Source organism: Aquibacillus albus (assembly GCF_016908325.1).
Classification (GTDB): domain Bacteria; phylum Bacillota; class Bacilli; order Bacillales; family Amphibacillaceae; genus Aquibacillus_A; species Aquibacillus_A albus.
In genome coordinates, this window is record NZ_JAFBDR010000038.1 from 1 (window position 1) to 25,665 (window position 25,665).

Sequence of the window (25,665 nt, forward strand, 5' to 3'; positions counted from 1 at the left end):
GGGTTATTTGGAAGTTCTGTGATAGGTACTTCCATTTTACACTGAAAATGGTGGTTATTTTTCTTTATTTGAACCTATTTACTACACTAGGCACCGTTATCCCAGCATGATAAACATTGCAACGATGGAGATGATTGGTATTGCGCTTACCATCGCCATCCCAATGAAAATGAGTGTTTGAATAAAGGTTTTTGCTTCTTTAGGTAGATCATTGAAGGCTAATAAGCTGCCTCTAGATAAAAAGACATTAATAATACCAAATACTAAGATAATGATGATAATAATGAGTGGTAGTAGAATGTCACTTTGATTACCTACCCATGTTTCCATCTGTATAAATCCAAACACAATGAGAACGATTGGAATCGATTCAATCAGTGCAACTCGAATGAAAAATCCTGACAATTGTTTTTGTAAGGAATTCGTTGACACGACTTCTTCTTTTTCTAATTTTCCCTCAACTACTACCATCATTTGTTTGAAAGCAGTAACTATACCTACAACAGCAATTGCTGAAGCCAGAACAAATAACCATCCAGTGTTCATCAATTTATTTTTTCCTCCTTTATCGATCGACTAAAGAGTTTATACACGTCTGTTTTTATTTTAACTGAAATGATTGAATAATATAATGGATTATTTCTCTTTAACTCGGTTTTTAAATTATCATTCAAACCCTCACTTGAATAAGATGGATATAAAGTATACACTATAATCAAATGTAGATTTGGATAATGAAGGGGTGATTTAGGTGAGCCGGAAAGATGCGTGTGATATTTATTGTTATAACGAGGAAAAGGTTGAATATATACAGGGGAAATTAAGCAATCATGATTTGGCTGGTGTTTCAAAATTATTTAAGGTGATTGGAGACGAGCGAAGAACTCAAATTTTGTATGCTTTATCTTTAGAAAAAGAGCTATGTGTATGTGATATTGCTAACAGCATTGGAACTTCTGTTGCTACAGCATCCCATCATTTACGAACGCTCCATAAACAAGGAATTGTAGATTACAGAAAAGAAGGGAAATTAGCCTTTTATTTTTTAAAGGAAATACAAGTAAAGCAGCTAATTCATATTCTTTTATTTCCTGCGGAGAAGGAGAATGCACATGTCTGAAGAACAAGCAAAAACGTATAGAATTCAAGGATTCACTTGAGCAGGCTGTGCAAAAACGTTCGAGAAGAACGTGGAACGCCTGGATGGTGTTTCCGAAGCAACCGTCAATTTTGGTGCCTCAAAATTAACCGTTTACGGGCATACAACGATAAAAGAGCTTGAAAAAGCAGGAGCTTTTGAAAGCTTACGTGTTAAAGATGAAAACGATACATTTTCTGATCGATCTGCTTTTTGGAAGCAGAAAGAAAGTGTAAAGGTTTATCTATCAACCCTTATACTAATTGTAAGTTGGCTTCTTAGCAGACAAATGGGGGAAGAAAGTATACTTCCGACGATTGGATATGGAGCTTCCATTTTAATTGGAGGATATACACTTTTCATCAAAGGGATAAAAAGCTTGTCCCAATTAAACTTTAACATGAATACGTTAATGACTATTGCCATTATCGGAGCAGCCTTGATTGGTGAATGGGGAGAAGGAGCGGCTGTTGTCATCCTATTTGCCATAAGTGAAGCATTGGAACGGTTTTCGATGGATAAAGCGAGACAATCGATTGAATCACTAATGGATATCGCTCCGAATCAAGCATTAATTCGACGAAACGACAAAGAAATGATGCTAAACGTCGATGATATCCAAATTGGCGATATTATGATTGTGAAGCCGGGTAAAAAATTAGCAATGGATGGTATTGTTATGAAAGGTGCGTCTACGATAAACCAGGCAGCAATTACTGGTGAGAGTGTTCCTGTAACAAAACTGGTAGATGATGAAGTGTTTGCGGGGACTTTAAATGAAGAAGGATTAATAGAAGTTAAAGTGACGAAGCGAGTGGAAGATACAACGCTGTCAAAAATCATTCATTTAGTTGAGGAAGCGCAAGCAGAACGGGCACCATCACAAGCATTTGTAGATAAGTTCGCTAAGTATTACACACCTGCAATTATTTTAATTGCTGCACTAATCGCTGTTATTCCACCGTTATTTGGTGCAGATTGGGGAAGTTGGATTTATCAAGGATTAGCCGTATTGGTCGTTGGTTGTCCATGTGCACTAGTCGTATCAACTCCTGTTTCGATCGTTACTGCCGTTGGTAATGCAGCGAAAAATGGTGTACTCATAAAAGGTGGTATTTATTTAGAAGAAGCCGGTGCGTTAAAGGTGATAGCTTTTGATAAAACCGGTACACTTACGAAAGGAATACCTGTTGTAACAGATATCGTAGCTATTGAAAATGATGAGGAGCATATTATGACTATAACAGCTGCGATTGAAAGAAGTTCTCAGCATCCTTTAGCTTCAGCAATTATGAAATGGGCAGAAGAAAAGGGTTTAAATTATCAATCTGTACCTATCGAAGGTTTTCAATCAATGACTGGAAAAGGTGTAAAAGCAAAGGTTAACAATCATGTATATTATGTCGGAACACCAATTCTTTTTGAGGAACTACTAGAATCCACTACAAGTGAAAAAATAGAACAGCTGCAAGAAGAAGGAAAAACTGTCATGGTAGTGGGAACTGAAACGAAGGTTCTAGGCTTAATTGCTGTTGCTGATGAAATACGTGAAACATCTCGTGGGGTTATCAACAAGCTTCATAAATTAGGTATTGAAAAGACCGTTATGCTAACAGGTGATAACAGTAGAACGGCTAACGCTATTAGCGAAAAGCTTGGAGTTTCAGATATGGAATCAGAATTACTTCCGGAGGATAAACTTCAATTTATTAAGGAGCTTCGGTCCAAGCATGGAAATGTTGCGATGGTAGGTGACGGCGTGAATGATGCACCTGCATTAGCAGCCTCAACGGTTGGTATTGCCATGGGTGGTGCCGGAACAGATACGGCATTAGAAACAGCTGACATTGCTTTGATGTCAGATGATCTAAGTAAATTACCTTATACGATAAAATTGAGTCGTAGAGCCTTGACAACCATTAAGCAAAATATTGGATTTGCCTTAGTAATTAAAGCAATCGCATTACTTTTAGTAGTTCCAGGCTGGTTAACATTATGGATCGCAATTTTTGCTGATATGGGAGCAACATTGTTAGTTACTTTAAACAGTTTGCGTTTATTACGAGTGAAAGATAAATAAATTCATTTTTTACGATAGATGAGAAAGGAAACGCTATACTATTCACACGATGATAAGCATGTGATGAACATATTAAAACAAACAATGGATCATGCTAAACATAGTTCATGTATGTTCATCACATTTTTTTATTTACGACATTATGATAGAGTACATTTAAATAAATGCACGACTGGAGGAAACGTAATGGGACACGGTCATGATCATTCACACGGTGCCAACAAAAAAGCTTTAATGATTAGTTTTTTTATCACCACAGGGTACATGATTATCGAAGCAATTGGAGGCTTCTTAACGAATAGTCTTGCACTACTTTCCGATGCTGGTCACATGCTTAGTGATGCCGTATCTTTAGGAATCGGACTTTTAGCTTTTCATTTGGGAGAAAGGGTTGCTAATTATAGCAAAACATTTGGGTATAAGCGTTTTGAAATATTAGCGGCTGTTTTTAATGGAGTTACGCTTATTTTAATTGCTTTCTATATTTTTTATGAAGCCTATCATCGCTTTGTCGACCCACCTGATGTTGCTTCCACGGGAATGTTAATCATTGCGTCGATTGGATTTATTGTTAATATTTTTGTTGCTTGGATTTTAATGCGAGGAGATACGAAAGAAAATCTGAATTTAAGAGCAGCCTTTCTTCATGTATTAGGTGACTTACTAGGTTCGGTAGGGGCCATTACAGCTGCATTGTTCATTATGTTCTTAGGATGGGGTTGGGCAGACCCATTAGCAAGTGTTATTGTGGCGATCCTTGTATTAGTTAGTGGATGGAGAGTTACAAAAGATGCTGTCCATGTTCTGATGGAAGGAACTCCGAAAAATGTGGATGTAAACGATATTATTAACAGTTTGCAAAATATTGAAGGGATAAAAAGCATCCATGATCTTCACATTTGGAGCATTACTAGCGGTCAAAACGCTCTTGCTTGTCACGCCGTTGTAAGCGGTGATTTGTCTATTCACGAAAGTCAAACACTTTTACGAACAATGGAACACAAATTGGAGCATAAAGGTATTGGGCATGTTACCATTCAATTAGAACATAGTGATCACCCGCATCATGATTCTTTAATGTGTCATGCAAGTCAACCTGACAAAAACATGAAATAGATTAAACTCTCATCCCTGTAAAAAAGGGCTTAATTTTTAATAATTAGGTTTCCTATTAAAGTACGAGAAAGACTTGATAAAAGTTTAGTATGTGTAGTAAAATAAATTCTAGCGGATTTGGAAGCGTTATTTTCTAATCCATACTCTATAGTTGTTCCACAGTAGCTCAGTGGTAGAGCAATCGGCTGTTAACCGATCGGTCGTAGGTTCGAATCCTACCTGTGGAGCCATTTTTATACCTACATGAATGATACGTTCATGTATTTTTTTATGCTTTTTTTACAATAAACAAATTATTCGAACATATTATTTGATTCCATAATGATTAGTGTTTATGTTATTTAAGTGATGATTTTGACTCTTCAAATATTCTATTTCCTCAGAGCTCCTCTTACTCTCCTTAATTTAGTTTGACTATTTTCTTAGATTAACATCAAGGTGGTGCAGTTGATGATGGTTAAGTCTCGTTTTTTTCAACGTTTTTATTATGGCTGGTTTATTGTTTTTATCGCTGGTTTAGGAGTATTTTTCTCAGGGCCTGGTCAAACGTATTCCAATTCACAATTTATTGATGAGTACATAAGAGATTTTGGTTGGTCGCGTTCTCAGGTATCGGGTCTCTATTCAGCAGCCACACTAGTAGCTGGATTTGGGATGGTTTTTATTGGGCGTTTTATAGACAAATTCGGTCAGCGAGCGATGATGGTCACTGTTGGTTCACTATTCGCAATAGCCTGTTTTTTTAATAGTCTTGTTTCCAGTATGTGGATGTTAGGGCTTGGTTTTTTTCTCATTCGTCTTTTAGGCCAAGGGAGTATGTCGCTAATTCCAAATACCTTAGTTGCCCAGTGGTTTATTAAAAAGCGTGGAATAGCTCTTAGCTTAATGACATTAGGAAGCTTCGCAAGTGCGATGTCATTCCCAATTATTAACACATGGTTAATACAAACATGGGATTGGCAGTTTGCTTGGAGGTTTTGGGGGGTATTATTATTAGTTATATTTGTGCCTTTTGCTATTTTTGGGGTTCGTAATAAACCTGAGGATGTGGGGTTGGAGCCAGACGGAACAGCAGTAAACTCAAGTGGAATGAAACAAGTTCTAGGAGGAAAGGTCGCTGCTGCTGAGCAAGATTGGACATTAAAGGAAGCGATGCAAACCAAGGCCTTTTGGGCAATATTAATTTGTGTGGGAATTCCAGCAGCAGTAAATACGGGGATTACTTTTCATATTGTTTCTATCTTGGGGTCAAATCAGCTTTCTCCAGAAATTGCTGCAACTGTTTTGAGTTTAATGGCAATTGTAGGGATACCGATGTCGCTTGTATCGGGTTATATTACTGAACAAGTAAAAACCAATTACTTATTGTTAGGTATTTTTGTTCTAGAGTTTATTTTATTACTTCTTTTATTGGTGACAAATAATCTTGGTCTTGCAATTCTTTTTGGTATTTTGTGGGGAGTTGCGAATGGATTCGAACGAATCGCCTTAAACGTAATTTGGCCAAATTATTTCGGTCGAAAGTATATTGGGAGTATTAATGGTTTTGGTGTGACAATGGGAGTCCTTGGATCTGCTTTTGGTCCACTTCCATTTGGAGTTGGCTTTGACATCTTTGCTAGTTATACTCCTGTCATTCTTATGACTCTAGTATTTCCTGTTATAGGTGTCGTTTGTTCATTAATCGCGAAAAAACCAGATAAAGAACAATTAGTTACGACAAGTTAGTGGGAAAAGGTTTGTTGCCCCATTAAGGTTCGTGCGACAGTAAAAGCAGTAAAAGTGGAGAAAAGGAGTTGCACCAAAGGTTCGTACGATACTATATCCAAGAAAACACGAGCGCACCATATCCTATATTTGGTCAAACATAAAAGAGACCCACTCAAAGGGGTCTCTTTTATATTTTTTTATATTCTTTCCCCTTGCTTCAATCGTTCAATAAATTCGTTTAAATCGTCTTTTTTTACTCTCCAGTGTCTGCCGATTTTAAATCCAGGAATTTTACCCTCTTGCACTAATTTATATGTTGTCATTTCACTTAGTTGTAAGTATTCTGCAACTTGTGAAACGGTCATTATTTCTTTTTCCATCAGGACGCCCCCATACTGTTAACTTATATGTATCATACCACACAACAGATAATTTTTTAAAAAAGTAGTAGCAAATTTGATTCAAATATAAATGGTTATACTCAAATGTAATATTTTCGCATCTTTGTGAAATGCCACACTATATGAAAGAATAATGGAGTAAATTAGAGAAAAAGTTAAATGTTTACGTTTCCATGTAGTTTTGTAATCAACCAATCTTGTGTTATTATTCGTTTTGTTGATAATCGATCAAGCTTTTGATGTATAAAATACACAAAAATTTTTCAGTTTTTATGAAAGTTAACATACAAAAAAATATAGCAAAAGAGGTGCTAAATTGAATTTAAAAAATTGGAAACAAGAATGGTTTGGAAATATAAGAGGTGACATCTTAGCAGGTATTGTTGTTGCGCTTGCTCTTATCCCTGAAGCAATTGCTTTTTCAATCATCGCTGGTGTTGATCCAATGGTTGGACTATATGCATCGTTCTGTATTGCAGTAGTCATTTCGTTTGTAGGTGGGCGTCCAGGAATGATATCTGCTGCAACAGGGGCAATGGCTTTACTAATGATTACTTTGGTTACGGATTATGGATTACAGTATTTACTAGCAGCAACGATTTTAACAGGAATTATTCAAATTTTATTCGGAGTTTTTAAACTTGCTAGTATTATGAAATTTGTCCCTAGATCTGTAATGGTAGGGTTCGTAAATGCTTTAGCCATTCTAATCTTCACCTCTCAGTTTCAACACTTTGAAGGTGAAAGCTGGATTATGTATTCACTAGTGGGTTTAACATTAGCTATTATTTACTTGTTCCCTAAAGTAACGAAAGCAATCCCATCTACTTTGGTAGCTATTATTGCTGTAACAGCGATCGTTATTTTTGCAAATATTGAAATACGTGCGGTAGGAGATTTAGGAAATCTAACACAGCAATTACCAGTATTCTTACTACCATCTATTCCATTAACGTTTGAAACACTAATGATTATCTTTCCTTATTCATTAGCACTAGCAATCGTGGGGTTATTGGAATCCTTACTAACTGCTAATATCGTTGATGATATGACAGATACAGAGAGTGATAAAAACAAAGAGAGTCGTGGACAAGGGTATGCAAATGTTGTTACAGGATTCTTTGGTGGAATGGCAGGATGTGCGATGATTGGACAATCTGTTATCAATGTGAAATCGGGTGGTAACGGAAGACTATCTTCGCTTGTTGCTGGTGTGTTTTTAATGTTCCTTATCATTGTTTTAGGTGGGGTAGTTGTCCAAATTCCGATGGCTGCTTTAGCGGGTGTAATGATTATGGTATCAATTAGTACTTTTGATTGGTCATCTATTAGGAATATTCATAAAATACCTCGCACAGATGCCATTGTTATGGTAGTTACCGTTGTGACTGTGGTTGTAACCCATGACTTATCGAAAGGTGTATTAGCAGGTGTACTATTAAGTGCGATTTTCTTTGCTTCAAAAATTTCTAAAGTAAAGGTAAATGAAATCGTTGCTTTAAATGGTTCAAAAAAGGTGTACAAGGTAAATGGACAAATATTTTTTGCTTCTGTCAATGATTTTCTTGAGAAGTTCATCTTTAATGATGACGTAAAAGAGGTTGAAATTGACTTATCCAATGCACACCTATGGGATGACTCGGCAATTGGCGCACTAGATAAAATAGAAATGAAGTTTGAACAAAACGAAATTAAAGTTAGTTATACTGGTTTAAATGAAGAAAGTAAAGATCTCAAAAAGCGTGTGGGTGGATTATCAAAAGCATCCGGACATTAAGAGAAAAAACCCGAATTATAGGCTATTTACAAAAAAGTCTGTAATTCGGGTTTTTTAATGAACTACAAAGTAAAATTTTAACAGTTTAAACATTTTATAAACAAAAAATTTAATTTATACTTGCAAAGCGCTTTCAATTTGTTTATAATTCAACTAAATCGATTTACTAAACCGGTTTACTAAACCGATTTATGTTAATTAGAAAAGGATTGAGTGAAATGAAACGGGTTACAATGGCTGATGTTGCAGAGAAAGCAAATGTATCAAAGAGCACAGTATCTCAATACTTGAATAATCGTTTTGACTATATGTCTAAACAGACGAGAGATCGAATTAAAATCGCTATAGAGGAATTAGGTTATCAGCCGAATTTCGTGGCGAGAAGTCTTAAGCAGAAATCAACATCAACCATTGGAGTTATCGTTGCAAATATTCTTCATACATTTTCTACTCAAGTTTTACGAGCGATTGAGGATTATTTTAATGAACACGGATTTCACGCTATCGTTTGCAATTCATACAATGACCCGGTAAAAGAGCTTCGTTATCTGGAGATGCTGAGAGCAAAGCAAGTAGACGGCTTGATTGTAGTTCCAACAGGTGGGAATTTAGATGTCTATCAAAGGATGATTGATGAGCAATTCCCACTCGTATTTATGGACCGGATAGTTGAGGAGCTAAGAGTTGATTCTATTTTATTAGATAACGAAGCGGCATCGTTCATTGCGGTTCAACATTTAAAAGAAAAAGGTTATTACCGACTTGGAATACTAACATCTTCATTAAAGGGTAATATAACACCAAGGATAGAACGGGTGAAAAGCTTTAGAAAAGCATTACAAATGTTTAATTTACCCATCTATGAAGATTTTATTCAAGGGTATGAACAAAATGAATATCAATTTAGACTGAAAGAACTTTTATCTCTACCGCAACCTCCAGAGGCTTTACTTGCAGGAAATGATTTTAGTTTGATGGAAATTTTGCAGTTTGTGAAAGACCATCGAATTGTCATTCCAGAGCAACTTGCCGTAATCAGTGTTGATGAAGTTTCTTTTGCTGATATCTATAGTCCAGGGTTAACAACGATTAATCAACCAACATTTGAAATGGGTACGCAAGCTGCTGAAATGCTTTGGAAGAAAATTAAAAAGGAACACAACCAATCAACAAATATCATTCATCGGTTTAAACCGGAACTTGTGGTGCGAGATTCTTGCTAAAAAAGGGGGGATAATGTGAAAAAAGATATGATTACCATTGGTGATGCCATGATTACATTAAATCCTTCGATAGCTGGACCAATGAGATTTGTTTCATCCTTTGATCGGAAAGTAGGAGGAGCCGAGTTAAATGTGGCTATCGGATGTTCGCGCTTAGGATTAAAAACAGGATGGATTAGTCGATTAGGAAATGATGAATTTGGAAGATTTATTTACAACTTTGTACGAGGAGAAGGAATTGATCCTAGTGAGGTCAATTTTGTAGATGGTTATCCGACATCTTTAAATTTTAAAGAAGTTATGGAAGATGGAAGTGGACGAACATTTTACTACAGAGAAAAATCCCCTACACAAACGATGACATCTGATGATTTAAATGAAGATTATATAAAAAACGCTAAATTGTTACACGTAACAGGGGTGTTCCCAGCGATTGGGGGAAATAATGTCAGTATTATACAGCGTGCGTTGGAAATTGCGAAGAAACATAATGTGTTAGTTTCATTTGATCCCAATATCCGCTTAAAGCTTTGGAATAAACAACAAGCCAAGGAAACATTATCAGAATTTCTACCTTATGTTGATATTTTATTAACCGGTGAGGAAGAAGCAGATGTTTTATTTGGTGTTTCTGATCCAGATGCGATTATTGAAAAAAGCAAGGAAGCTGGAATATCAACTATTGCTGTCAAATTAGGAGAGAGAGGCTCAGTTGGTCATAAAGAGGGAAAAACTTTATATGCTAATCCGATACCTCCAAGTAAGGTGGTTGACACAGTAGGTGCTGGGGATGGATTTGATACAGGATTCATCTATGGAATCCTTAATGAATGGTCGTTAGAGAAGATATTAAAGTTTGCAAATATGATTGGTTCAATGGTTGTTAGTATATCTGGTGACAATGAAGGGCTTCCTTACTTGGAAGAGGTAGAAATCCAACTTGGTGAAAAGGATAGAGTTGAACGATGAAATTACAACTTGCACTTGATCGATTATCGAAGGGAGAATGTTTAAAAATCTCCAAGGAAACACAAAATTATATTGATTGGATTGAAATAGGAACAGGGGTCATCAAAGAGTATGGGATGTCAATCGTTCGTGAAATGAAAGAAAAATTCCCTGATAAAGTTCTTGTTGCTGATATGAAAACTTGTGATGCGGGTAAGCATGAGGCGATACAAGCGTTTGAAGCTGGAGCAGATATTACAACAGTGATGGCCTTTTCAGCGGATCGCACCATTAAAGATACACTGGAAGTATCTAGAGACTATGGGGCAAGGGTCATGATTGATTTGTTAGGAATAAGCACTCAACAAAGAATTAATGAATTAATTAACTTAGGTGTTGACTTAGTATCCTTACATTATGGTAAGGATATGCAACAAGATGGATCGATCCACCTTAATCTATTCGATCTCATTCGCTCTGATGAAAAATTAGATGTAACGGTAGCTGGTGGTATTAATCTAGATACTTTACCTGCGATAATTAGGGAGAACCCTTCAGTTGTTATTGTAGGGAGTGCTATTACGAAGGCGAATAATCCGGCTGCTATAGCTAGAAAAATGAAGGGGTTTATTTAATAAGGATGAAAAATGTAATAGAAACTATAACACAGGAAATGAAAACGGTTTTAAATAGAGTGGATGATGAGGAAGCCGTTGCCGTTTCACAAGAAATAATGGCAGCGAAACGAATTTTCATCACTGGTGAAGGGCGTTCGGGCTTGATGGGTAAAGCGGTAGCAATGAGGCTGATGCATGGTGGCTTTACTGTCTTTGTTACGGGTGAAACGATAACGCCAAGTATCCAGTCAGGGGATTTACTTATTGCAATCACAGGTTCAGGTACAACTTCAACGATTGTAGAATTTGCGAATAAGTCACAGAAAATAGGGGCGAGGTTAGTCTTAGTAACAACAAACCGTGAAGCGGATTTAGCCAAGTCAGCTGATCAAGTACTAGTCGTACCTGCAGCCACAAAAAAAAGGCGGAAACATGAGCCAGAAACGATTCAACCATTAGGGAATCAATTTGATCAAAGTGTTCACTTATTATTAGATGCTGTTATTATCCATACCCTTCATGAAAAGAACCAACATGATGTGAATGAAGAGATGAAAAGGCGTCACACAAATTTAGAATAAACAAAGAGTAAAGGAGTTTTTAAAAGTGGCAGATGTTATTGTTGCACATGAAGAACTTAAACAGTTAGTAGTTAAAAAACTAACAGAAGCAGGTTTAAATGAGAATAATGCAAGTGTTGTGGCAGATGTTCTTGTCCATGCAGACTTAAGGGGAGTAAGTTCGCACGGTGTACTAAGAACAGAGCACTATGTAAAGAGGATAAAAGAGGGTGGATTAAATCCTAATCCATCTTTTAACGTCAAAGAGACAGGGCCATCATCAGCCATTTTTGACGGAGACGATGGAATGGGACATGCGATCACGAAAGAAGCAATGGATAAAGCGATTGAAATTGCTGATAAAAATGGCATCGGAATGGTTGGGGTAGTTAACAGCAGCCACTGTGGTGCACTATCTTACTTCGTTCAGCAAGCTGCTGAGAAAAACATGATCGGAATAACAATGACACACACAGATAAAGTGGTAGTACCATTTGGTGGAGCAAAACCTTTTTTTGGTACAAATCCAATTGCATTTGGTTTCCCAGCTAACGAAAATAAACCAGTTATTCTTGATATGGCAACCAGCAATGTGGCGTTTGGTAAAGTACTTCATGCTCGTGAGGCAGGGAATGAGGTTCCGGCTGATTGGGGTGTAGATGAAAATGGAACACCGACAACTGATCCTAATAAGGTTTCCGCTTTACTTCCATTTGCAGGGCCAAAGGGGTATGGGCTAGCTATGGTAGTAGATGTTTTATCGGGTATCTTAACAGGTTCTGCGTTTGGACCACATATTAACCCAATGTATGATGAGTACGGTAAGATGAGAAAATTAGGGCACTTCGTATGTGCGGTGAACCCGGGAATCTTTTCAGACCGTGAAGGCTTTTTATCAAATATAGACCAAATGATTAATGAAATTCATGAATCTCAGCCAGCACAAGGTTTTAATAAAGTTATGGTACCAGGTGAACCTGAACAGTTAAGAGAAGCAGATCGCCTAAAAGAAGGAATCCCTGTCACTGAAACAGTTTATAACTACCTAACAACTTAAGGGAGTGATACAAATGGATGTTGTAACAGTAGGAGAAACAATGGTCCTTTTCACTCCGGATTCAACTGGACTAATGAGATATGCCAATAACTTCTCGATGAAGTTTGGCGGAGCAGAATCTAATGTAGCAATTGGATTGTCTAGATTAGGTCACCAAGTTGGTTGGATTAGTAAAGTAGGCGAAGATGAATTTGGTAAGGCGATGAAGGCCTTTATCAGTGGTGAAGGTGTTGATGTGAGTCAAGTGAAACAAACGTCAGTAGCACCAACAGGTATCTACTTTAAAGAACCGCGCCGAGCAAATGATGTTCGAGTCTACTATTATCGAAAAGGATCAGCAGCAAGTACGCTTAATGAAGACGATTTAGATGAGGATTATATTAAAAAAGCCAAATACCTTCATATTACTGGGATTACACCAGCACTTAGTGAAACTTGCCGTGAAACAATATTTAAAGTGATTGATATAGCAAAGAGAAATAAAGTTAAGGTTGTGTTTGATCCGAATCTTAGATTAAAACTTTGGAGTGAAGATTTAGCCAGAAAAATCCTATTAGAGATTGCTGCAAAAGCAGATATTATTTTACCCGGCGTTGCTGAAGGTAAGTTTATGTTTGGGGAAGATGACCCTGAGAAATTAGGTCGTTTATTCCTAGAGCATGGTGCATCACTTGTTGTTCTAAAGATGGGGAAAGAAGGAGCTTATTATTTTACAAAAGAAGATGAAAAATTAGTTTCTGGTTTTCCGGTAGATAACGTGGTGGATCCTGTTGGTGCAGGAGATGGTTTTGCAGCTGGCTTCCTATCGGGATTATTAGATGACTTGGACTTAGAGAAAGCGACACAAAGAGCAAATGCGGTTGGAGCTTTTGTTACCCAAGTTAATGGAGATGTAGAGGGCCTTCCTGAAAAGGATGAGGTTGATTCACTATTAACAAATAAAACAGATGATGTAATTCGTTAACTAGGAGTGAAACAATACATGACAAATCTTTTGCAACAAATTGAAGAAAATGGAATTGTAGCAGTAATCCGTGGTGCAAAACCAGAAAATATATTACCAATTGCACGTGCCCTTAAAAGTGGTGGGGTCAAAACATTAGAAATTACTGTTGAAACACCAAAGGTTACAAGTTTGATTGAGCAAGTAGTTGAAGAGATGGGTGATGAAGTCATTGTCGGAGCTGGGACAGTATTGGATTCAGAGACAGCAAGAGCGACGATAATGGCTGGGGCAAAATTTGTTTTCTCACCAACGGTTAAGCCTGAAACCATACAAATGGCAAAACGTTATGGGGTAATTAGCATTCCAGGGGCGCTTACGCCAACAGAAATTTTAACAGCCTACGAAAACGGGGCAGACTTAATTAAAGTATTTCCAGCAAATGTGTTTGGTCCAAGCTATTTAAAAGATATTCATGGGCCGATGCCACAAATTCCATTGATGCCTACTGGTGGATTAACAGTTGACAATGTTGGAGATTATATCAAGACTGGTGCAGTAGCTGCTGGAATTGGTAGTTCGTTGGTTAACACGAAGAAGACGATGGATGAAGCTTATTTTAAAGAGCTTGAGGAAAAGGCAAAGGCATTTACAGATGCTGTTAAAGAAGCTCGTAAATAAGGTTTATGTATAAAAAATCTCGGACTTTTGGGGAAGCCCGAGATTTAAAGGAGGTGAATAATACACGAGTAATTAGATAAATTAGACCTTAACTTAAAACACATGCATTATTACCTTATAAGCTTATTGTAACATAAAAGAAATTTTATCCAATTGAATTAATAGGAGGAAAATATATATGAATTTAAGAGCGCTTTTAACCACTAGTTTAATGGCATTGTTATTATTAGTTGCCGCATGCGGTCAAAACGAAGAAGGTACTGAAGATAATGAAGAAGGAAACGATACAGCAGCAAACGATCAAGAAATTACTATTAAAGTAGCCAATTACTTTGCTGAGGATCACCCGCAAAACATTGCACTGAAAGAAAAATTTAAGCCATTGGTAGAAGAAAATACAGATGGACAAGTTACAGTAGAAATTTACCCAAATAATGAACTTGGTGACGAGTCTCAGTTTACATCTGGAGTTCGTAACGGAACAATCGAAATGGCGATTGTAGGTATGGGATTACAAACGGCTAATCCAAAAATTGGTGCAGTTGAGTGGCCATTCTTATTTAATGATTATGAGCATGCAAATAGTTTGTTAAATGGTGAAATTGGTGAAGAAATTGAACCTTTATTCCGTGAATTAGGCACTGAACCATTAGCATGGACAGCTAACGGATTCCGAGTAGTGTCAAGTGATAAACCAGTAAAGAGTATGGAAGATTTTGAAGGATTGCGATTAAGAATGCCAAACATTCCAATCTTTATTAATACTGGAGAAGCAATGGGAGCAAACATTCAACCATTGGCATTCTCTGAAGTATTTACAGCACTTGAACAAGGTGTAATTAATGGACAAGATAACCCTTATGCAACTCTATATGCTTCTGGTTGGTATGAAGTTCAAAGTCATGTTTTAGAAACAAATCATATGTTTAGTCCAAATGCTTATTTAATGAACAAAGAATTTTTTGATGGGTTAGATCAAGAAACACAAGATATTATTGTTGAAGCAGCAAACGAAGCAGCACAATTGGAGTGGGAATTGGCTGAAGAAGCTGAAATTGAAGTGAAGCAGCAGTTAGAAGAAGCTGGTTTAGAAATTACAGTTCCAAGCGACGATTTCCGTCAGCAATTAGTTGACTCAATGGATCCTGTTTATCAAGACCTATACAAAGAATTTGATTGGGCAGAAGAATTCATTGGAAAAATCCGTAACGCAGAATAACAAAATTAATAAGTTGTCATGGAAATACCATGGCAACTTATATCCTTCTTATGGGGTGGTACAACATGATGAAAGTTTTAAAAATACTAAATGGGACTTTAAATGCAATTGTTACTCTTATATTAGGGTCTTTAGTATTCTTAGTCTTTCTTAACGTAGTCTTACGTTATCTTTTTGATTCGGGTCTAACGTGGTCTGAAGAATTAGCTAGATATATGTTTGTATGGGTTGTATTTTTAGGTGCAGTAGTTGCAATGAAAGATAAGAGTCATATAGGGGTAGATCTTCTTTTAGGTGCTGTTCCATTAAAAGTACAAAAAGTCCTTTATTTCATTTCGAATATAATAGTTATCGTAGTTTTAGGTATATTTATCCAAGGTCTATTCAAACAAATTGAATTGAATAAAATGATTACTGGCCCTGCAACTGGAATTCCAGAATATGTATTTTATTTAGCGGGTGTAGTAGCATCAATTTTAATGAGTATAATTTTATTAGTTCAAACGATCAGATTTGTATTTTTCAACGAAGATGCTCCTGCTTGGGCGAAAACAGATTCAGCTAAGAAGGAGGAAGCACAATCATGATTTGGTTATTTTTGGGAGTGTTGTTTTTCTTCCTCTTCATTGGTGTTCCGGTAGCGATTGCTATGTTAGTCGCAGCAATTGCAATGATGCTTTCCATTGGCATTTTTGATACGCAAACAGTTGCAGAGTATTTGATTAAAGGTGCGAATAACTTTTCGTTAATGGCAATCCCGTTCTTTATTTTAACTGGTGAAATTATGAATGCTGGTGGAGTTTCAAAGCGAATTGTAGAATTTGCAACATCATTAGTAGGTCATATTCGTGGTGGTTTAGGTTATGTTACGATTATTGCAGGGGTAATTTTTGCAGGTTTATCTGGATCTGCAGTAGCGGATACAGCAGCTTTAGGTGCAATTTTAATTCCGATGATGATTGCACAAGGATATAATAAGAACAATTCTACAGGATTAGTTGCCGCGGTAGGAATTATTGGTACCGTAATACCACCAAGTATCCCGATGATTTTATTCGGTGTTATCGGTGGTGTGTCAATTACCAAGCTCTTTATGGGTGGAATTATTCCAGGTCTTTTAATGGCGCTTGGTTTAATGATCGCTTGGTACTTTGTTGCTAAACGTGCAGATGCTAAGACGCTGCCAAAAGCTAGTTGGGCACAAAGAGGACGTGCATTTATTCGTGCATTTTGGGCGCTATTATTACCATTAATTATTATCGTTGGTTTACGTGGCGGAGTATTTACACCTACGGAAGCAGGGGTGATTGCAGCGGTATATGCGTTGTTAATAAGCTTTGTTTACCGTGAAATTAAGATTAAAAAATTACCAGAAGTATTTGTGGAAACAGCAAAAACTACCGGTGTAGTTATGTTTTTAGCATCAACTGCCATTGTGTCCGCTTATGCGATTACAGTGGGACAAGTCCCGAGGGAACTTGGTGATTTCCTTCAAGGAATTACAACAAACCCGACATTACTATTATTAATTATTATGTTCTTCCTACTTGTTGTAGGGTGTGTAATGGATTTAACACCAGCAATTTTAATCTTTACACCAGTACTTCTTCCAGTTGTTGAAGCAGTCGGAATTGATCCAATATACTTCGGTATATTAATGGTTATTAACCTTTCGATTGGTTTGATTACACCGCCAATTGGTACTGTATTGTATGTAGGCTGTGGGATTAGTAAGATCAGCATAATTGATATTACAAAAGGGATTTGGCCTTTTTTACTTGTTCACTTCATTGTTCTAATAGCACTAGTTCTTTTCCCAGAAATTATAACAGTACCTTTAGGATGGTTTACTGAATAACGCTGAGCGGGATGTGGAAATGTTTATGGAAACTAAATTTCGTGGTATTATTCCACCTGTTTCTACGATTTTATCTGAAACAGGTGGCTTAGATAGAGATGGTATGGGGTTACTCGTAGATAAACTAATTGGATCTGGGGTAGATGGACTATTTTTTCTTGGAAGTGGTGGAGAATTTAGTCAAATGAGTGTAGAAGAACGAAAAGCTGTTGCTGAGTTTGCAGTTAAGCATGTTAATAAACGTGTACCTGTGTTAATTGGTACAGGAAGTTCAAGTACTCGTGAAGTGATTGAACTTAGTTTACACAGCAAGGAAATCGGTGCAGATGGTGTAGTAGTGATCAATCCTTATTATTGGCCACTATCAAACGAGAATCTTTTTAAGCATTATAGTGAAATTGCAAAAAATGTTGAATTACCTATTATTCTGTATAACTTTCCTGGTTTATCAGGTCAGGATTTGTCACCTGATTTTGTTCTATCTTTAATTCAACAATACAGTAATATCGTAGGGATTAAAGAAACTGTTGATTCTATAGGCCATATACGTGAGATGATATTAAAAGTAAAAAAAGAGTATCCGAACTTTTCGGTTTTATGTGGATATGATGATCATTTAGTAAATACCCTCTCTTTAGGAGGGGATGGTGCAATATCAGCTAGTGGTAACTTTGCTCCACAACTGACCATTGGCATTTACCAAGCCTTCCAAGAAGGTGACTTAACAAAAATGGTTGAACTTCATCAACAACTAGCTTTTATACCTCTTATGTACAAATTGGATTCACCATTTGTAAATGTCATTAAGGAAGCAATTAAATTAACCGGACCTGATATTTCAACTCATGTGTTACCCCCAGCTCAAATGTTAAGTTTTGAAAAAAAAGCAAGATTAAAAGAAATATTAAGAAAGGCTTCACTATTGTAACCCTGTTAAATCAGGGTTCTTTTTTTGCATTTATGTTGTATGAAACGTAATACTTTATGTGAAAAGTAATATAATTATTTATAACTTACTATAAATTAGTATAAAACTCATATACATGATATAATTTAAATAAATTTAATGATGTTGAAAGAGGTGGCTTATGTGTGAACCAGAACGCAGATGTACTAACGATTGCACAAGTCGCAAATTATTTACAGATTAGTGAAGTTACAACTTATAAGTTAGTGAAAGAAGGTAAAATTCCCGCATTTAAAGTAGCGAGGCAATGGCGGGTGAAAAAGGAAGATCTAAGTCAATTTATAGAGAAACAAAAATTAGATAATTTTAGTTAAGTGGTGAGAATTGTGTTAAAAGATACTGGTGAAAGAGTTATTCCAGAAAAAATGAAAATAACGAATGGCCTATTGCTTGAGCACATTGCCAGGTATCATTTTGCTGCCAATTATGTTCATGGTCGGGTTCTGGATTTTGCAAGTGGAGCAGGTTATGGAAGTCATATTATTGCCAAACAATGCAAAAAGAAAATTGATGAAGTACTAGGTGTGGATATTGATAGTGAAGTGGTCGATTATGCACAAAAAACCTATTATCATCCACTATCGACATACCGACAAGCAGATGTTACCGATCCTCTTCTTCCTGAAAAGTTAGGTAAATTTGATACGGTTTTAAGCTTTGAAACGATTGAACATGTAGAAGATGAAGAACAGTTTTTAAGTAATATTTATCACCTACTTAAACCTGGGGGTACATTAGTTCTTTCGACACCTTTTGGGCAAGGGAGAGGAAAACCATGCGGTTCACCATTTCATGTACACCAATTAACAGTCGAGGAATTTACCAATTTATTTCATGATTATGAGGAAACCACTTTTTATTTTCAGAATGGCGTTTTAATAGAACCTGCTTTCCTTGGTACGAGAGATCACTATCCTCTCGGCATCGTAGTTTGTAAAAAACAACACTAGATGGAAGGATTTAGATAAAGGTGAAGCTATATACCATTTGTTTTAAATGTGAGGGAAAAGGTTCTATTTTAGGTCGATTTTTATTTATTCCTTTTCGGAGAAATTGTCCGGTTTGTCGTGGAACAGGCAAAACAGAAAGCCAATTAAGTAAGAAAGTATAATGACTACTAATCGATAAAAAATTATTACCAAAAACTTTCTGTATCCTCTCTTAAAATTCACACAAACTAATTATAGTTTGAAGGGAGGATAATCATGAATTCAATAGGCTACAAACAATCATGGTTTGGAAATATAAAAGGTGATATTTTATCTGGTTTAGTAGTAGCACTTGCGTTAATCCCTGAGGCAATTGCATTTTCAATTATTGCGGGCGTTGATCCGATGGTTGGATTATATGCATCGTTTACTATTGCAGTAACGATTGCATTTGTAGGTGGAAGACCTGGAATGATATCAGCTGCAACAGGGGCGATGGCTTTATTATTTATTGATCTAGTCGCAGGATATGGTCTTCAATATTTATTAGCTGCAACGATTTTAACAGGAATACTTCAGATTTTATTTGGTATATTTAAGTTAGCAAGATATATGAAATTTATTCCTCGTTCTGTTATGGTTGGATTCGTTAATGCTTTAGCGATTTTAATTTTCACCTCCCAGCTACAGCATTTTGTTGGCGAAACATGGATTATGTACTTATTGGTAATGATTACGTTATTGATTATTTATTTATTTCCTTATATTTCTAAAGCTATTCCATCTACGTTAGTTGCTATTGTTTTCGTTACAGCATTAGCTATTTTTATGAACATTAATGTCCGTGCGGTTGGGGACATTGGAACAATATCTCAAACATTACCACTATTTTTAATTCCGGATATTCCATTAACGTTTGAAACACTCACGATTATTTTTCCTTACTCTTTGGCACTCGCAATCGTAGGCTTATTAGAATCGTTGTTAACTGCAACAATCGTAGACGATTCGACTGATACACCGAGTGATAAGAACGTAGAAAGTAGAGGACAAGGAATTTCAAATATTGTTACTGGATTTTTTGGAGGCATGGCGGGTTGTGCGATGATTGGACAATCTGTTATTAATGTTAAATCAGGTGGGAGTGGAAGGCTTTCCTCATTGGTTGCAGGTGTTTTTCTAATGTTTTTGATTGTTGTACTTGGGGATATCGTAGTGCAAATTCCAATGGCTGCTTTAGCTGGAGTGATGATTATGGTTGCCATTAGTACATTTGATTGGAACTCCATACGAACCCTTCATCTAGTTCCGAAAAGTGATTCTACCGTGATGGTTGTAACCGTCTTAACAGTGATTTTCACCCATAATTTAGCGATTGGCGTTTTTGCCGGAATTTTATTAAGCTCTATCTTCTTTGTTTCTAAAATATCACAAGTAGAGGTTGAATCCTCGATGAAAGGAAACAAAAGATTTTACAAGATTAGAGGGGAATTGTTTTTTGCATCAGTTACCGAGGTTTTAACAAAATTTGATTACGATGAGGACGTTAAAGATGTAGAAATAAATTTGCGTAGGTCGCACATTTGGGATGATTCAGCTGTTGTAGCTGTCGAAAAAATCGTTTCTAAATTTGAAGAGAATGGAAAGAATGTAGAAGTAACAGGAATGAATGAGGATAGTAACGAACTAGTAGGTAAATTAGCAAATAAATTAGGATCGCATTGAGGGGGTTGTTACAGTGTATAATAAAATATTACTGGCTACAGATGGATCGGAGCATTCCAAGCGTGCTGCAGAAAATGCTATTCATATTGCCAAATGTACGGAGGGCTCCAAGCTTGAAATTGTCTACGTGATTGCTGCTGATAAAGCCAAATCTGATGTACTTAGTAATTGGAATTCAATTGATGTCAATGATTCAAGAAAGGAACGCATCAAAGTAGCAGAGAATATGGCAAAAGAGTCAGGTGTTTCCTTTAATATAAAAATTTTACACGGCGAACCTGGTCCGACAATCGTTGAATATGCGAACAAAAACAATTTTGATGTGGTAGTCATTGGTAGTCGAGGTTTAAACGGGTTGCAGGAGTTTGTTCTAGGTAGTGTTAGTCATAAGGTTGCCAAACGTGCCAATTGCCCAGTGTTAATTGTGAAGTAATTAAGACAAGACCCTAGAAGATTTGATGTTCACTTCTAGGGTCTTTTCACTATCCACCAATATAACGATTGTACAAGGACTTAGCTGTTGTAATATCCTTTGTTCCGTGTACCAACACACGCCCATCTTTGAAAATAACCATTCGTTGGTTATCTATCGAGAGGTTTATAAGAAACGGATTTGCTTCCACCTTTCCGTCTAATCGCTGTAATTTTTGCTTTAATGTGCTTAAATCGCGTTCAAACATATGGGGTGGACGAATTTGGACAGTGTCGCGCCCGCATAATATCGCCGTTCTTGTTTGATTTTCCTTGTTAAGATAAGGATAAGATGGTGAATCCCCACAAGAAGGGCATTCCTTTTTTTGCATCGAAGCTACTTTAATCGAAGCTTGTTCGTTTTTCCATAGATCAAAGAAAAGTAACGTATTCCTCAATCCATCATAATCGCCGACTAAAATTTTAAATGCCTCTGTTGCTTGATGGGCCGTTACCATTTGAACGGCAGGACTAATAATTCCTACTGTATCACACGTTTCTCCTGACATTGGTATCGCTCCAAGCAAACAAGCAAAGCAAGGAGTTTTTTCAGGTATAACTGTAAATGTTAGCCCATGACTTCCTGTACATCCACCGTAAATCCATGGAACGTTGTATTTTTGTGAAGCATCATTCAATAGCATTCTCGTTTCGAAATTATCGGTAGCATCAATGATTAAGTCGACACCGGTTATATATCGCTCTATTTCTTCTACACTAACATCGGCTACATGCCCTTGGATGGTAATCTCAGAGTTAACCTGCTTTAGTCTTCTTTCTGCTGAGACGGCTTTAGGTATCCGGTTTTGTGCATCCTCTTCTGTATACAGTTGTTGTCTTTGCAGATTACTCCATTCGACATAATCTCGGTCAACAATAGAAAGCTTTCCGACCCCAGCGCGAGCGAGGATTTCGGATATACTTGTTCCTAACGCACCAGCGCCTACAATTAAAACATGGGATTGCTTTAATTTTTCTTGTCCTGTTTCTCCAATTGGTGAAAACAAGGTTTGCCTTGAATATCTGTTATGACTCAACCGTACTCAACCCTTCTGTAGGACTGCTTGCAACTGCATATTCCTTCTTTGGAATTCGGCCGGCTTCATAGCCGAGACGTCCAGCCTCGATTGCTGATTTCATTGCTAACGACATTTTTACAGGATCTTTTGCTCCAGAAACGGCTGTATTTAATAAAACTCCATCTGCTCCAAGTTCCATCGCCTGAGCTGCATCGGACGGAGTTCCAACGCCAGCATCCACAATCACAGGGACAGTCGCTTGTTCGATAATAAATTGTAGGTTCATTGGGTTTAAAATGCCTTGCCCAGAGCCAATTGGTGATGCACCAGGCATAACGGCATGGACACCAAGCTCCTGTAAGCGTTTCGCAAGGATTACATCATCAGAAATGTAAGGGAGGACAATGAACCCTTCTTCTAAAAGTGTTTCGCTTGCTTTATACGTTTCAATTGGATCCGGCAATAGCGTTTTTTGATCGCCAATTACTTCTACTTTTATCATATCACATAATCCAGATGCCTTTGCTAGCTTCGCAATTCGCACGGCTTCTTCTGCGTTTTTTGCTCCAGCTGTATTTGGTAATAAAGTATACTGATCGACGTCAATCATTTCTAAAAAATTCGGTTGGTCTGCGTCAAAGATGTTCATTCTTCTTACAGCAAAGGTTAAAACCTCTGTTTCGGATACTTCGACAGCCTTTTTTTGTAAATGATAGTTTTCATATTTTCCTGTTCCTAATAATAACCTTGACTTAAATTGGTAATTTCCTATTTTTAACATAATTATCCGCCTCCTACAAAATGTACAATCTCTACACGGTCACCATTTGTTAATTGTTGTTCAGCATGCATTGATTTGTCAATGATTTCCTGGTTCACCTCTACTACTAATCGTTTTGATCCCAACTCTAAGTGAGTAATTAGATCGGATACAGAGGATACGGTTTCAGGTACATCCATTGCATTTCCATTGATTGTTAATGTCATGTAATCACCTCTTGCGTTTGTTTGTGTCTATCTAATTTAAACGGGCTTAAATCAAACGATGGAGACTTATCCGTTATTAGTTCTGCCATTAACTTTCCTGTAATAGGGCTAAGTAAAATTCCATTACGATAATGCCCAGTTGCAAAAAATAATCGCTCCAAATCAGGATGCTCTCCCAGATATGGAGTTTCATCATGTGTCATGGGACGAATTCCTGACCAAAACCGATCAACTGTTGTGTCAGCAATGATTGGCAGGATTTGTTGCGCCTTATTCATTAGTTTTGAAATGCCTTGAAGTGACACGTTTTGATCAAACGTGTGAGACTTCATCGTCGCTCCCACGATAAGTTCGCCACCTTTTTTCGGTACGATATAGCATTCTTTTGTAAAAATTGTACGATGAATAAAGGGGTAGTGCGTTTTTACAGCAAAAGCTTCTCCTTTAACAGGATATAAATAATCGTCCTGCTTCATTTCATCTGGGAGCCATTTCCTTGACCATGCACCAGTTGCTACAACAACTGATTCACTATAAAAGGTACCTGCATTTGTCTGTACACCATGAATGACACCATTATCCTCAAGTAATGCTTCCACCTCACAATATTCCCTGATTTTTGTACCAAGAGCTGCAGCAGCTTTAGCAAATGCTTGCGTTAATGGCGGTGCGGATACATGCCCTTCGTTTGGAAAATAAAGTGCACCTTTCGCTTTTTCCGATAAACAAGGCTCTAAGTTCAATAAGGCGTTTTTATTAAGCCAGGATACCTCTTCGCCAATGGAAGATTGCCATTCCGCAATGCTTTGAAAGGCTTCTACATCCTCCTCTGAATAGGCAATTTTTAACTGACCATTTTGTATTAGTTCAATATCGATGTTTGTATGTTGCCGTAACTCCTTGCCAATCGACGGAAACATTTCTCGACTTAATCTAGCCAACTCAAAGAGTGGTGTTTGTTTGTCTAATTCAGCTTGAACACCAAGCATTCCTGCTGCGGCACGTGATGATTCACATCCGATCTCGTTTTTTTCTATGAGTAGGACACTCTTATTTCTTTTTGACAGGGAATAGGCAATGGAACACCCAATGACTCCCCCGCCAATTATAATTGAATCGAATTGTTTTGGCTTCATTACTTTCACATCCTTCATTTAAAAGCCTTCACCCTTGTGGTATGTGTTTACCCTTTATTGCTTCATAATAATCTTTAACCGCCCTTAGCGGGTCAGGTGCTTCTAATACCCCGGACATAACAGCAATTCCCTTTAGGCCAAGGTGTAAAAGCTCAGGAATTTGAGACGGTTTAATCCCGCCGATTCCTATAACAGGAATAGATGCGTGTTCAATGATTTCCTCTAATAAATTTGTTCCTTTCCCAGGAAGCCCTGGCTTACAGGTTGTTTCAAACACATTACCAAAAAGGAGATAATCAGCCCCATTTTCCTGATAATCTTCAACCTCAGATAAGTGGTGAATAGAAACACCAACTCTTAAGGAAGGGTATTTTTCTTTTGTGTTATTTGGCGATCCTTGTTGGCCAGATAATTGCACACCACCAAGGTTATATTCGTTCACAATATGAGCTCTGCTGTTAATGATAATTTTATTACTTGGAATCTTATGATCAAGAAGCCTTTCGACCCACTCTGCTATCTCCTTGTCAGTCCTATGCTTTTCACGTATGTGTATGGCAGTTACAAAGGGATGAATATCTGCTGCTATCGGCAAGAACTCCTCTAAAGAAAGTTTTCCATTTGAAATCACATGAAGTTCATTTTTTATAGAGATCACCCTTTAAAGTGTTTTTATTTTCTAACATACAGGTACTTTGTTTTGGTTTCATGTATTGGAAAATAAATAAAACCATTTTCCAACAAAGGAAAATGGTTTTGGTGATTGACAATTATCATTTCATGAATAATAAATCATCACTCCACTTTCCTCCGCTGGTACCAGCCAGATCAGGTTCAAGGGTTCAGAAAACATCTGTCTCAGCCTTAATAAAGGCACCCCTAGTAGAGATACTATTAATCTATATATAGTTTAACACTTATTTTTTATAACTACAATTTTATTTAACTAATCGATATCTGCACCAGTGTCCTCCCACCGCGTACAAATGTCCACGAAGGGGGTCAGACCCCAATGTCATCAAGCTAAGCTCCCAATGAATTACCAATTGGTTTATTTTATGTGTATCACACAAAATACAATTAATCTTCACACTTAAATGAGT

The 25,665-nt window shown here is 37.0% G+C and carries 27 protein-coding genes, 1 tRNA gene and 1 riboswitch; of the genes, 21 read left to right on the plus strand and 7 right to left on the minus strand.

What is annotated here, in order from left to right:
• Positions 1 to 96: 96 nt before the first annotated feature.
• Positions 97 to 546 carry a hypothetical protein gene (locus tag JOC48_RS20125; RefSeq protein WP_204502211.1) on the minus strand — a complete coding sequence of 150 codons (450 nt, stop codon included), beginning with the start codon at positions 544 to 546 and terminating at the stop codon, positions 97 to 99.
• 205 nt (positions 547 to 751) lie between these two features.
• Here JOC48_RS20125 and JOC48_RS20130 point away from each other — a divergent pair, with 205 nt between their 5' ends.
• The 5 genes from JOC48_RS20130 (at position 752) to JOC48_RS20150 (ending at position 6,062) form a co-directional block, all read left to right on the plus strand.
• A complete protein-coding gene (locus JOC48_RS20130; RefSeq protein WP_204502212.1) occupies positions 752 to 1,120 on the plus strand; it encodes a metalloregulator ArsR/SmtB family transcription factor in 369 nt (122 codons plus the stop codon).
• Positions 1,107 to 3,218, plus strand: coding sequence for a heavy metal translocating P-type ATPase (locus tag JOC48_RS20135; RefSeq protein WP_204502213.1), 2,112 nt, complete (start codon positions 1,107 to 1,109; stop codon positions 3,216 to 3,218). Before JOC48_RS20130 ends, JOC48_RS20135 begins: the two co-directional genes overlap by 14 nt.
• 186 nt (positions 3,219 to 3,404) lie before the next feature.
• Positions 3,405 to 4,334 (plus strand): cation diffusion facilitator family transporter, encoded by a 930-nt coding sequence (locus tag JOC48_RS20140; protein WP_204502214.1) that lies wholly within the window; start codon positions 3,405 to 3,407, stop codon positions 4,332 to 4,334.
• 155 nt (positions 4,335 to 4,489) lie between these two features.
• A tRNA-Asn gene (locus JOC48_RS20145) sits at positions 4,490 to 4,564 on the plus strand.
• Between the two features lie 220 nt (positions 4,565 to 4,784).
• Positions 4,785 to 6,062, plus strand: coding sequence for an MFS transporter (locus tag JOC48_RS20150; protein ID WP_204502215.1), 1,278 nt, complete (start codon positions 4,785 to 4,787; stop codon positions 6,060 to 6,062).
• Between the two features lie 179 nt (positions 6,063 to 6,241).
• On the opposite strand, the gene JOC48_RS20155 is transcribed toward JOC48_RS20150, so the two are convergent.
• Entirely contained in the window at positions 6,242 to 6,424 is a 183-nt protein-coding gene (locus JOC48_RS20155; RefSeq protein ID WP_204502216.1) for a helix-turn-helix domain-containing protein, read from the minus strand.
• 337 nt (positions 6,425 to 6,761) lie between these two features.
• Here JOC48_RS20155 and JOC48_RS20160 point away from each other — a divergent pair, with 337 nt between their 5' ends.
• The 16 genes from JOC48_RS20160 to JOC48_RS20235 all read left to right on the plus strand — a co-directional run bounded on the left by JOC48_RS20160 (position 6,762) and on the right by JOC48_RS20235 (position 21,382).
• On the plus strand, positions 6,762 to 8,222 hold the full coding sequence (locus JOC48_RS20160) for a SulP family inorganic anion transporter (RefSeq protein WP_204502217.1): 1,461 nt from the start codon (positions 6,762 to 6,764) through the stop codon (positions 8,220 to 8,222).
• A 218-nt stretch (positions 8,223 to 8,440) separates the two neighbouring features.
• Complete coding sequence (locus tag JOC48_RS20165; RefSeq protein WP_204502218.1) at positions 8,441 to 9,445, plus strand: LacI family DNA-binding transcriptional regulator; 1,005 nt, start codon at positions 8,441 to 8,443, stop codon at positions 9,443 to 9,445.
• Between the two features lie 27 nt (positions 9,446 to 9,472).
• Positions 9,473 to 10,414 (plus strand): sugar kinase, encoded by a 942-nt coding sequence (locus tag JOC48_RS20170; RefSeq protein WP_204502235.1) that lies wholly within the window; start codon positions 9,473 to 9,475, stop codon positions 10,412 to 10,414.
• Positions 10,411 to 11,028, plus strand: a complete 618-nt coding sequence (gene hxlA / locus JOC48_RS20175) for a 3-hexulose-6-phosphate synthase (RefSeq protein ID WP_204502219.1) — start codon at positions 10,411 to 10,413, stop codon at positions 11,026 to 11,028. The genes JOC48_RS20170 and hxlA overlap by 4 nt, the downstream gene beginning before the upstream one ends.
• 5 nt (positions 11,029 to 11,033) lie before the next feature.
• Positions 11,034 to 11,591, plus strand: a complete 558-nt coding sequence (hxlB, locus tag JOC48_RS20180; protein ID WP_204502220.1) for a 6-phospho-3-hexuloisomerase — start codon at positions 11,034 to 11,036, stop codon at positions 11,589 to 11,591.
• Between the two features lie 25 nt (positions 11,592 to 11,616).
• On the plus strand, positions 11,617 to 12,627 hold the full coding sequence (gene allD / locus JOC48_RS20185) for an ureidoglycolate dehydrogenase (protein WP_204502221.1): 1,011 nt from the start codon (positions 11,617 to 11,619) through the stop codon (positions 12,625 to 12,627).
• 13 nt (positions 12,628 to 12,640) lie between these two features.
• The gene (locus tag JOC48_RS20190) at positions 12,641 to 13,591 is read left to right on the plus strand and encodes a sugar kinase (protein WP_204502222.1); all 951 of its coding nucleotides are present in this window, start codon (positions 12,641 to 12,643) and stop codon (positions 13,589 to 13,591) included.
• Positions 13,592 to 13,609: 18 nt separating this feature from the next.
• The gene (locus JOC48_RS20195) at positions 13,610 to 14,251 is read left to right on the plus strand and encodes a bifunctional 4-hydroxy-2-oxoglutarate aldolase/2-dehydro-3-deoxy-phosphogluconate aldolase (protein WP_204502223.1); all 642 of its coding nucleotides are present in this window, start codon (positions 13,610 to 13,612) and stop codon (positions 14,249 to 14,251) included.
• Between the two features lie 178 nt (positions 14,252 to 14,429).
• Entirely contained in the window at positions 14,430 to 15,470 is a 1,041-nt protein-coding gene (locus JOC48_RS20200) for a TRAP transporter substrate-binding protein (RefSeq protein WP_204502224.1), read from the plus strand.
• A 68-nt stretch (positions 15,471 to 15,538) separates the two neighbouring features.
• Positions 15,539 to 16,057, plus strand: coding sequence for a TRAP transporter small permease (locus JOC48_RS20205; protein ID WP_239584505.1), 519 nt, complete (start codon positions 15,539 to 15,541; stop codon positions 16,055 to 16,057).
• Entirely contained in the window at positions 16,051 to 17,328 is a 1,278-nt protein-coding gene (locus JOC48_RS20210) for a TRAP transporter large permease subunit (RefSeq protein ID WP_204502236.1), read from the plus strand. Before JOC48_RS20205 ends, JOC48_RS20210 begins: the two co-directional genes overlap by 7 nt.
• A gap of 25 nt (positions 17,329 to 17,353) precedes the next feature.
• A complete protein-coding gene (locus JOC48_RS20215) occupies positions 17,354 to 18,256 on the plus strand; it encodes a dihydrodipicolinate synthase family protein (protein ID WP_338024358.1) in 903 nt (300 codons plus the stop codon).
• 164 nt (positions 18,257 to 18,420) lie between these two features.
• Entirely contained in the window at positions 18,421 to 18,609 is a 189-nt protein-coding gene (locus tag JOC48_RS20220; RefSeq protein ID WP_204502227.1) for a helix-turn-helix domain-containing protein, read from the plus strand.
• 12 nt (positions 18,610 to 18,621) lie between these two features.
• Positions 18,622 to 19,245 (plus strand): methyltransferase domain-containing protein, encoded by a 624-nt coding sequence (locus JOC48_RS20225; protein WP_204502237.1) that lies wholly within the window; start codon positions 18,622 to 18,624, stop codon positions 19,243 to 19,245.
• Between the two features lie 255 nt (positions 19,246 to 19,500).
• On the plus strand, positions 19,501 to 20,949 hold the full coding sequence (locus tag JOC48_RS20230) for a SulP family inorganic anion transporter (RefSeq protein ID WP_204502228.1): 1,449 nt from the start codon (positions 19,501 to 19,503) through the stop codon (positions 20,947 to 20,949).
• 13 nt (positions 20,950 to 20,962) lie between these two features.
• Entirely contained in the window at positions 20,963 to 21,382 is a 420-nt protein-coding gene (locus tag JOC48_RS20235) for a universal stress protein (RefSeq protein ID WP_204502229.1), read from the plus strand.
• A gap of 49 nt (positions 21,383 to 21,431) precedes the next feature.
• Here JOC48_RS20235 and JOC48_RS20240 read toward each other — a convergent pair whose 3' ends face one another.
• The 5 genes from JOC48_RS20240 to JOC48_RS20260 are packed head-to-tail and all read right to left on the minus strand — an operon-like array spanning position 21,432 to position 25,220.
• A complete protein-coding gene (locus JOC48_RS20240) occupies positions 21,432 to 22,457 on the minus strand; it encodes a thiazole biosynthesis adenylyltransferase ThiF (RefSeq protein WP_204502230.1) in 1,026 nt (341 codons plus the stop codon).
• Positions 22,447 to 23,220: a thiazole synthase gene (locus tag JOC48_RS20245; RefSeq protein ID WP_204502231.1), complete on the minus strand. Its 774-nt coding sequence runs from the start codon at positions 23,218 to 23,220 to the stop codon at positions 22,447 to 22,449. The genes JOC48_RS20240 and JOC48_RS20245 overlap by 11 nt, the downstream gene beginning before the upstream one ends.
• Before the next feature lie 2 nt (positions 23,221 to 23,222).
• Positions 23,223 to 23,426, minus strand: a complete 204-nt coding sequence (thiS, locus tag JOC48_RS20250) for a sulfur carrier protein ThiS (protein ID WP_204502232.1) — start codon at positions 23,424 to 23,426, stop codon at positions 23,223 to 23,225.
• Positions 23,423 to 24,580, minus strand: a complete 1,158-nt coding sequence (gene thiO / locus JOC48_RS20255) for a glycine oxidase ThiO (RefSeq protein ID WP_204502233.1) — start codon at positions 24,578 to 24,580, stop codon at positions 23,423 to 23,425. The genes thiS and thiO overlap by 4 nt, the downstream gene beginning before the upstream one ends.
• Before the next feature lie 10 nt (positions 24,581 to 24,590).
• A complete protein-coding gene (locus JOC48_RS20260; protein WP_204502234.1) occupies positions 24,591 to 25,220 on the minus strand; it encodes a thiamine phosphate synthase in 630 nt (209 codons plus the stop codon).
• Between the two features lie 130 nt (positions 25,221 to 25,350).
• Positions 25,351 to 25,453: riboswitch (TPP riboswitch) on the minus strand.
• Positions 25,454 to 25,665: the final 212 nt, after the last annotated feature.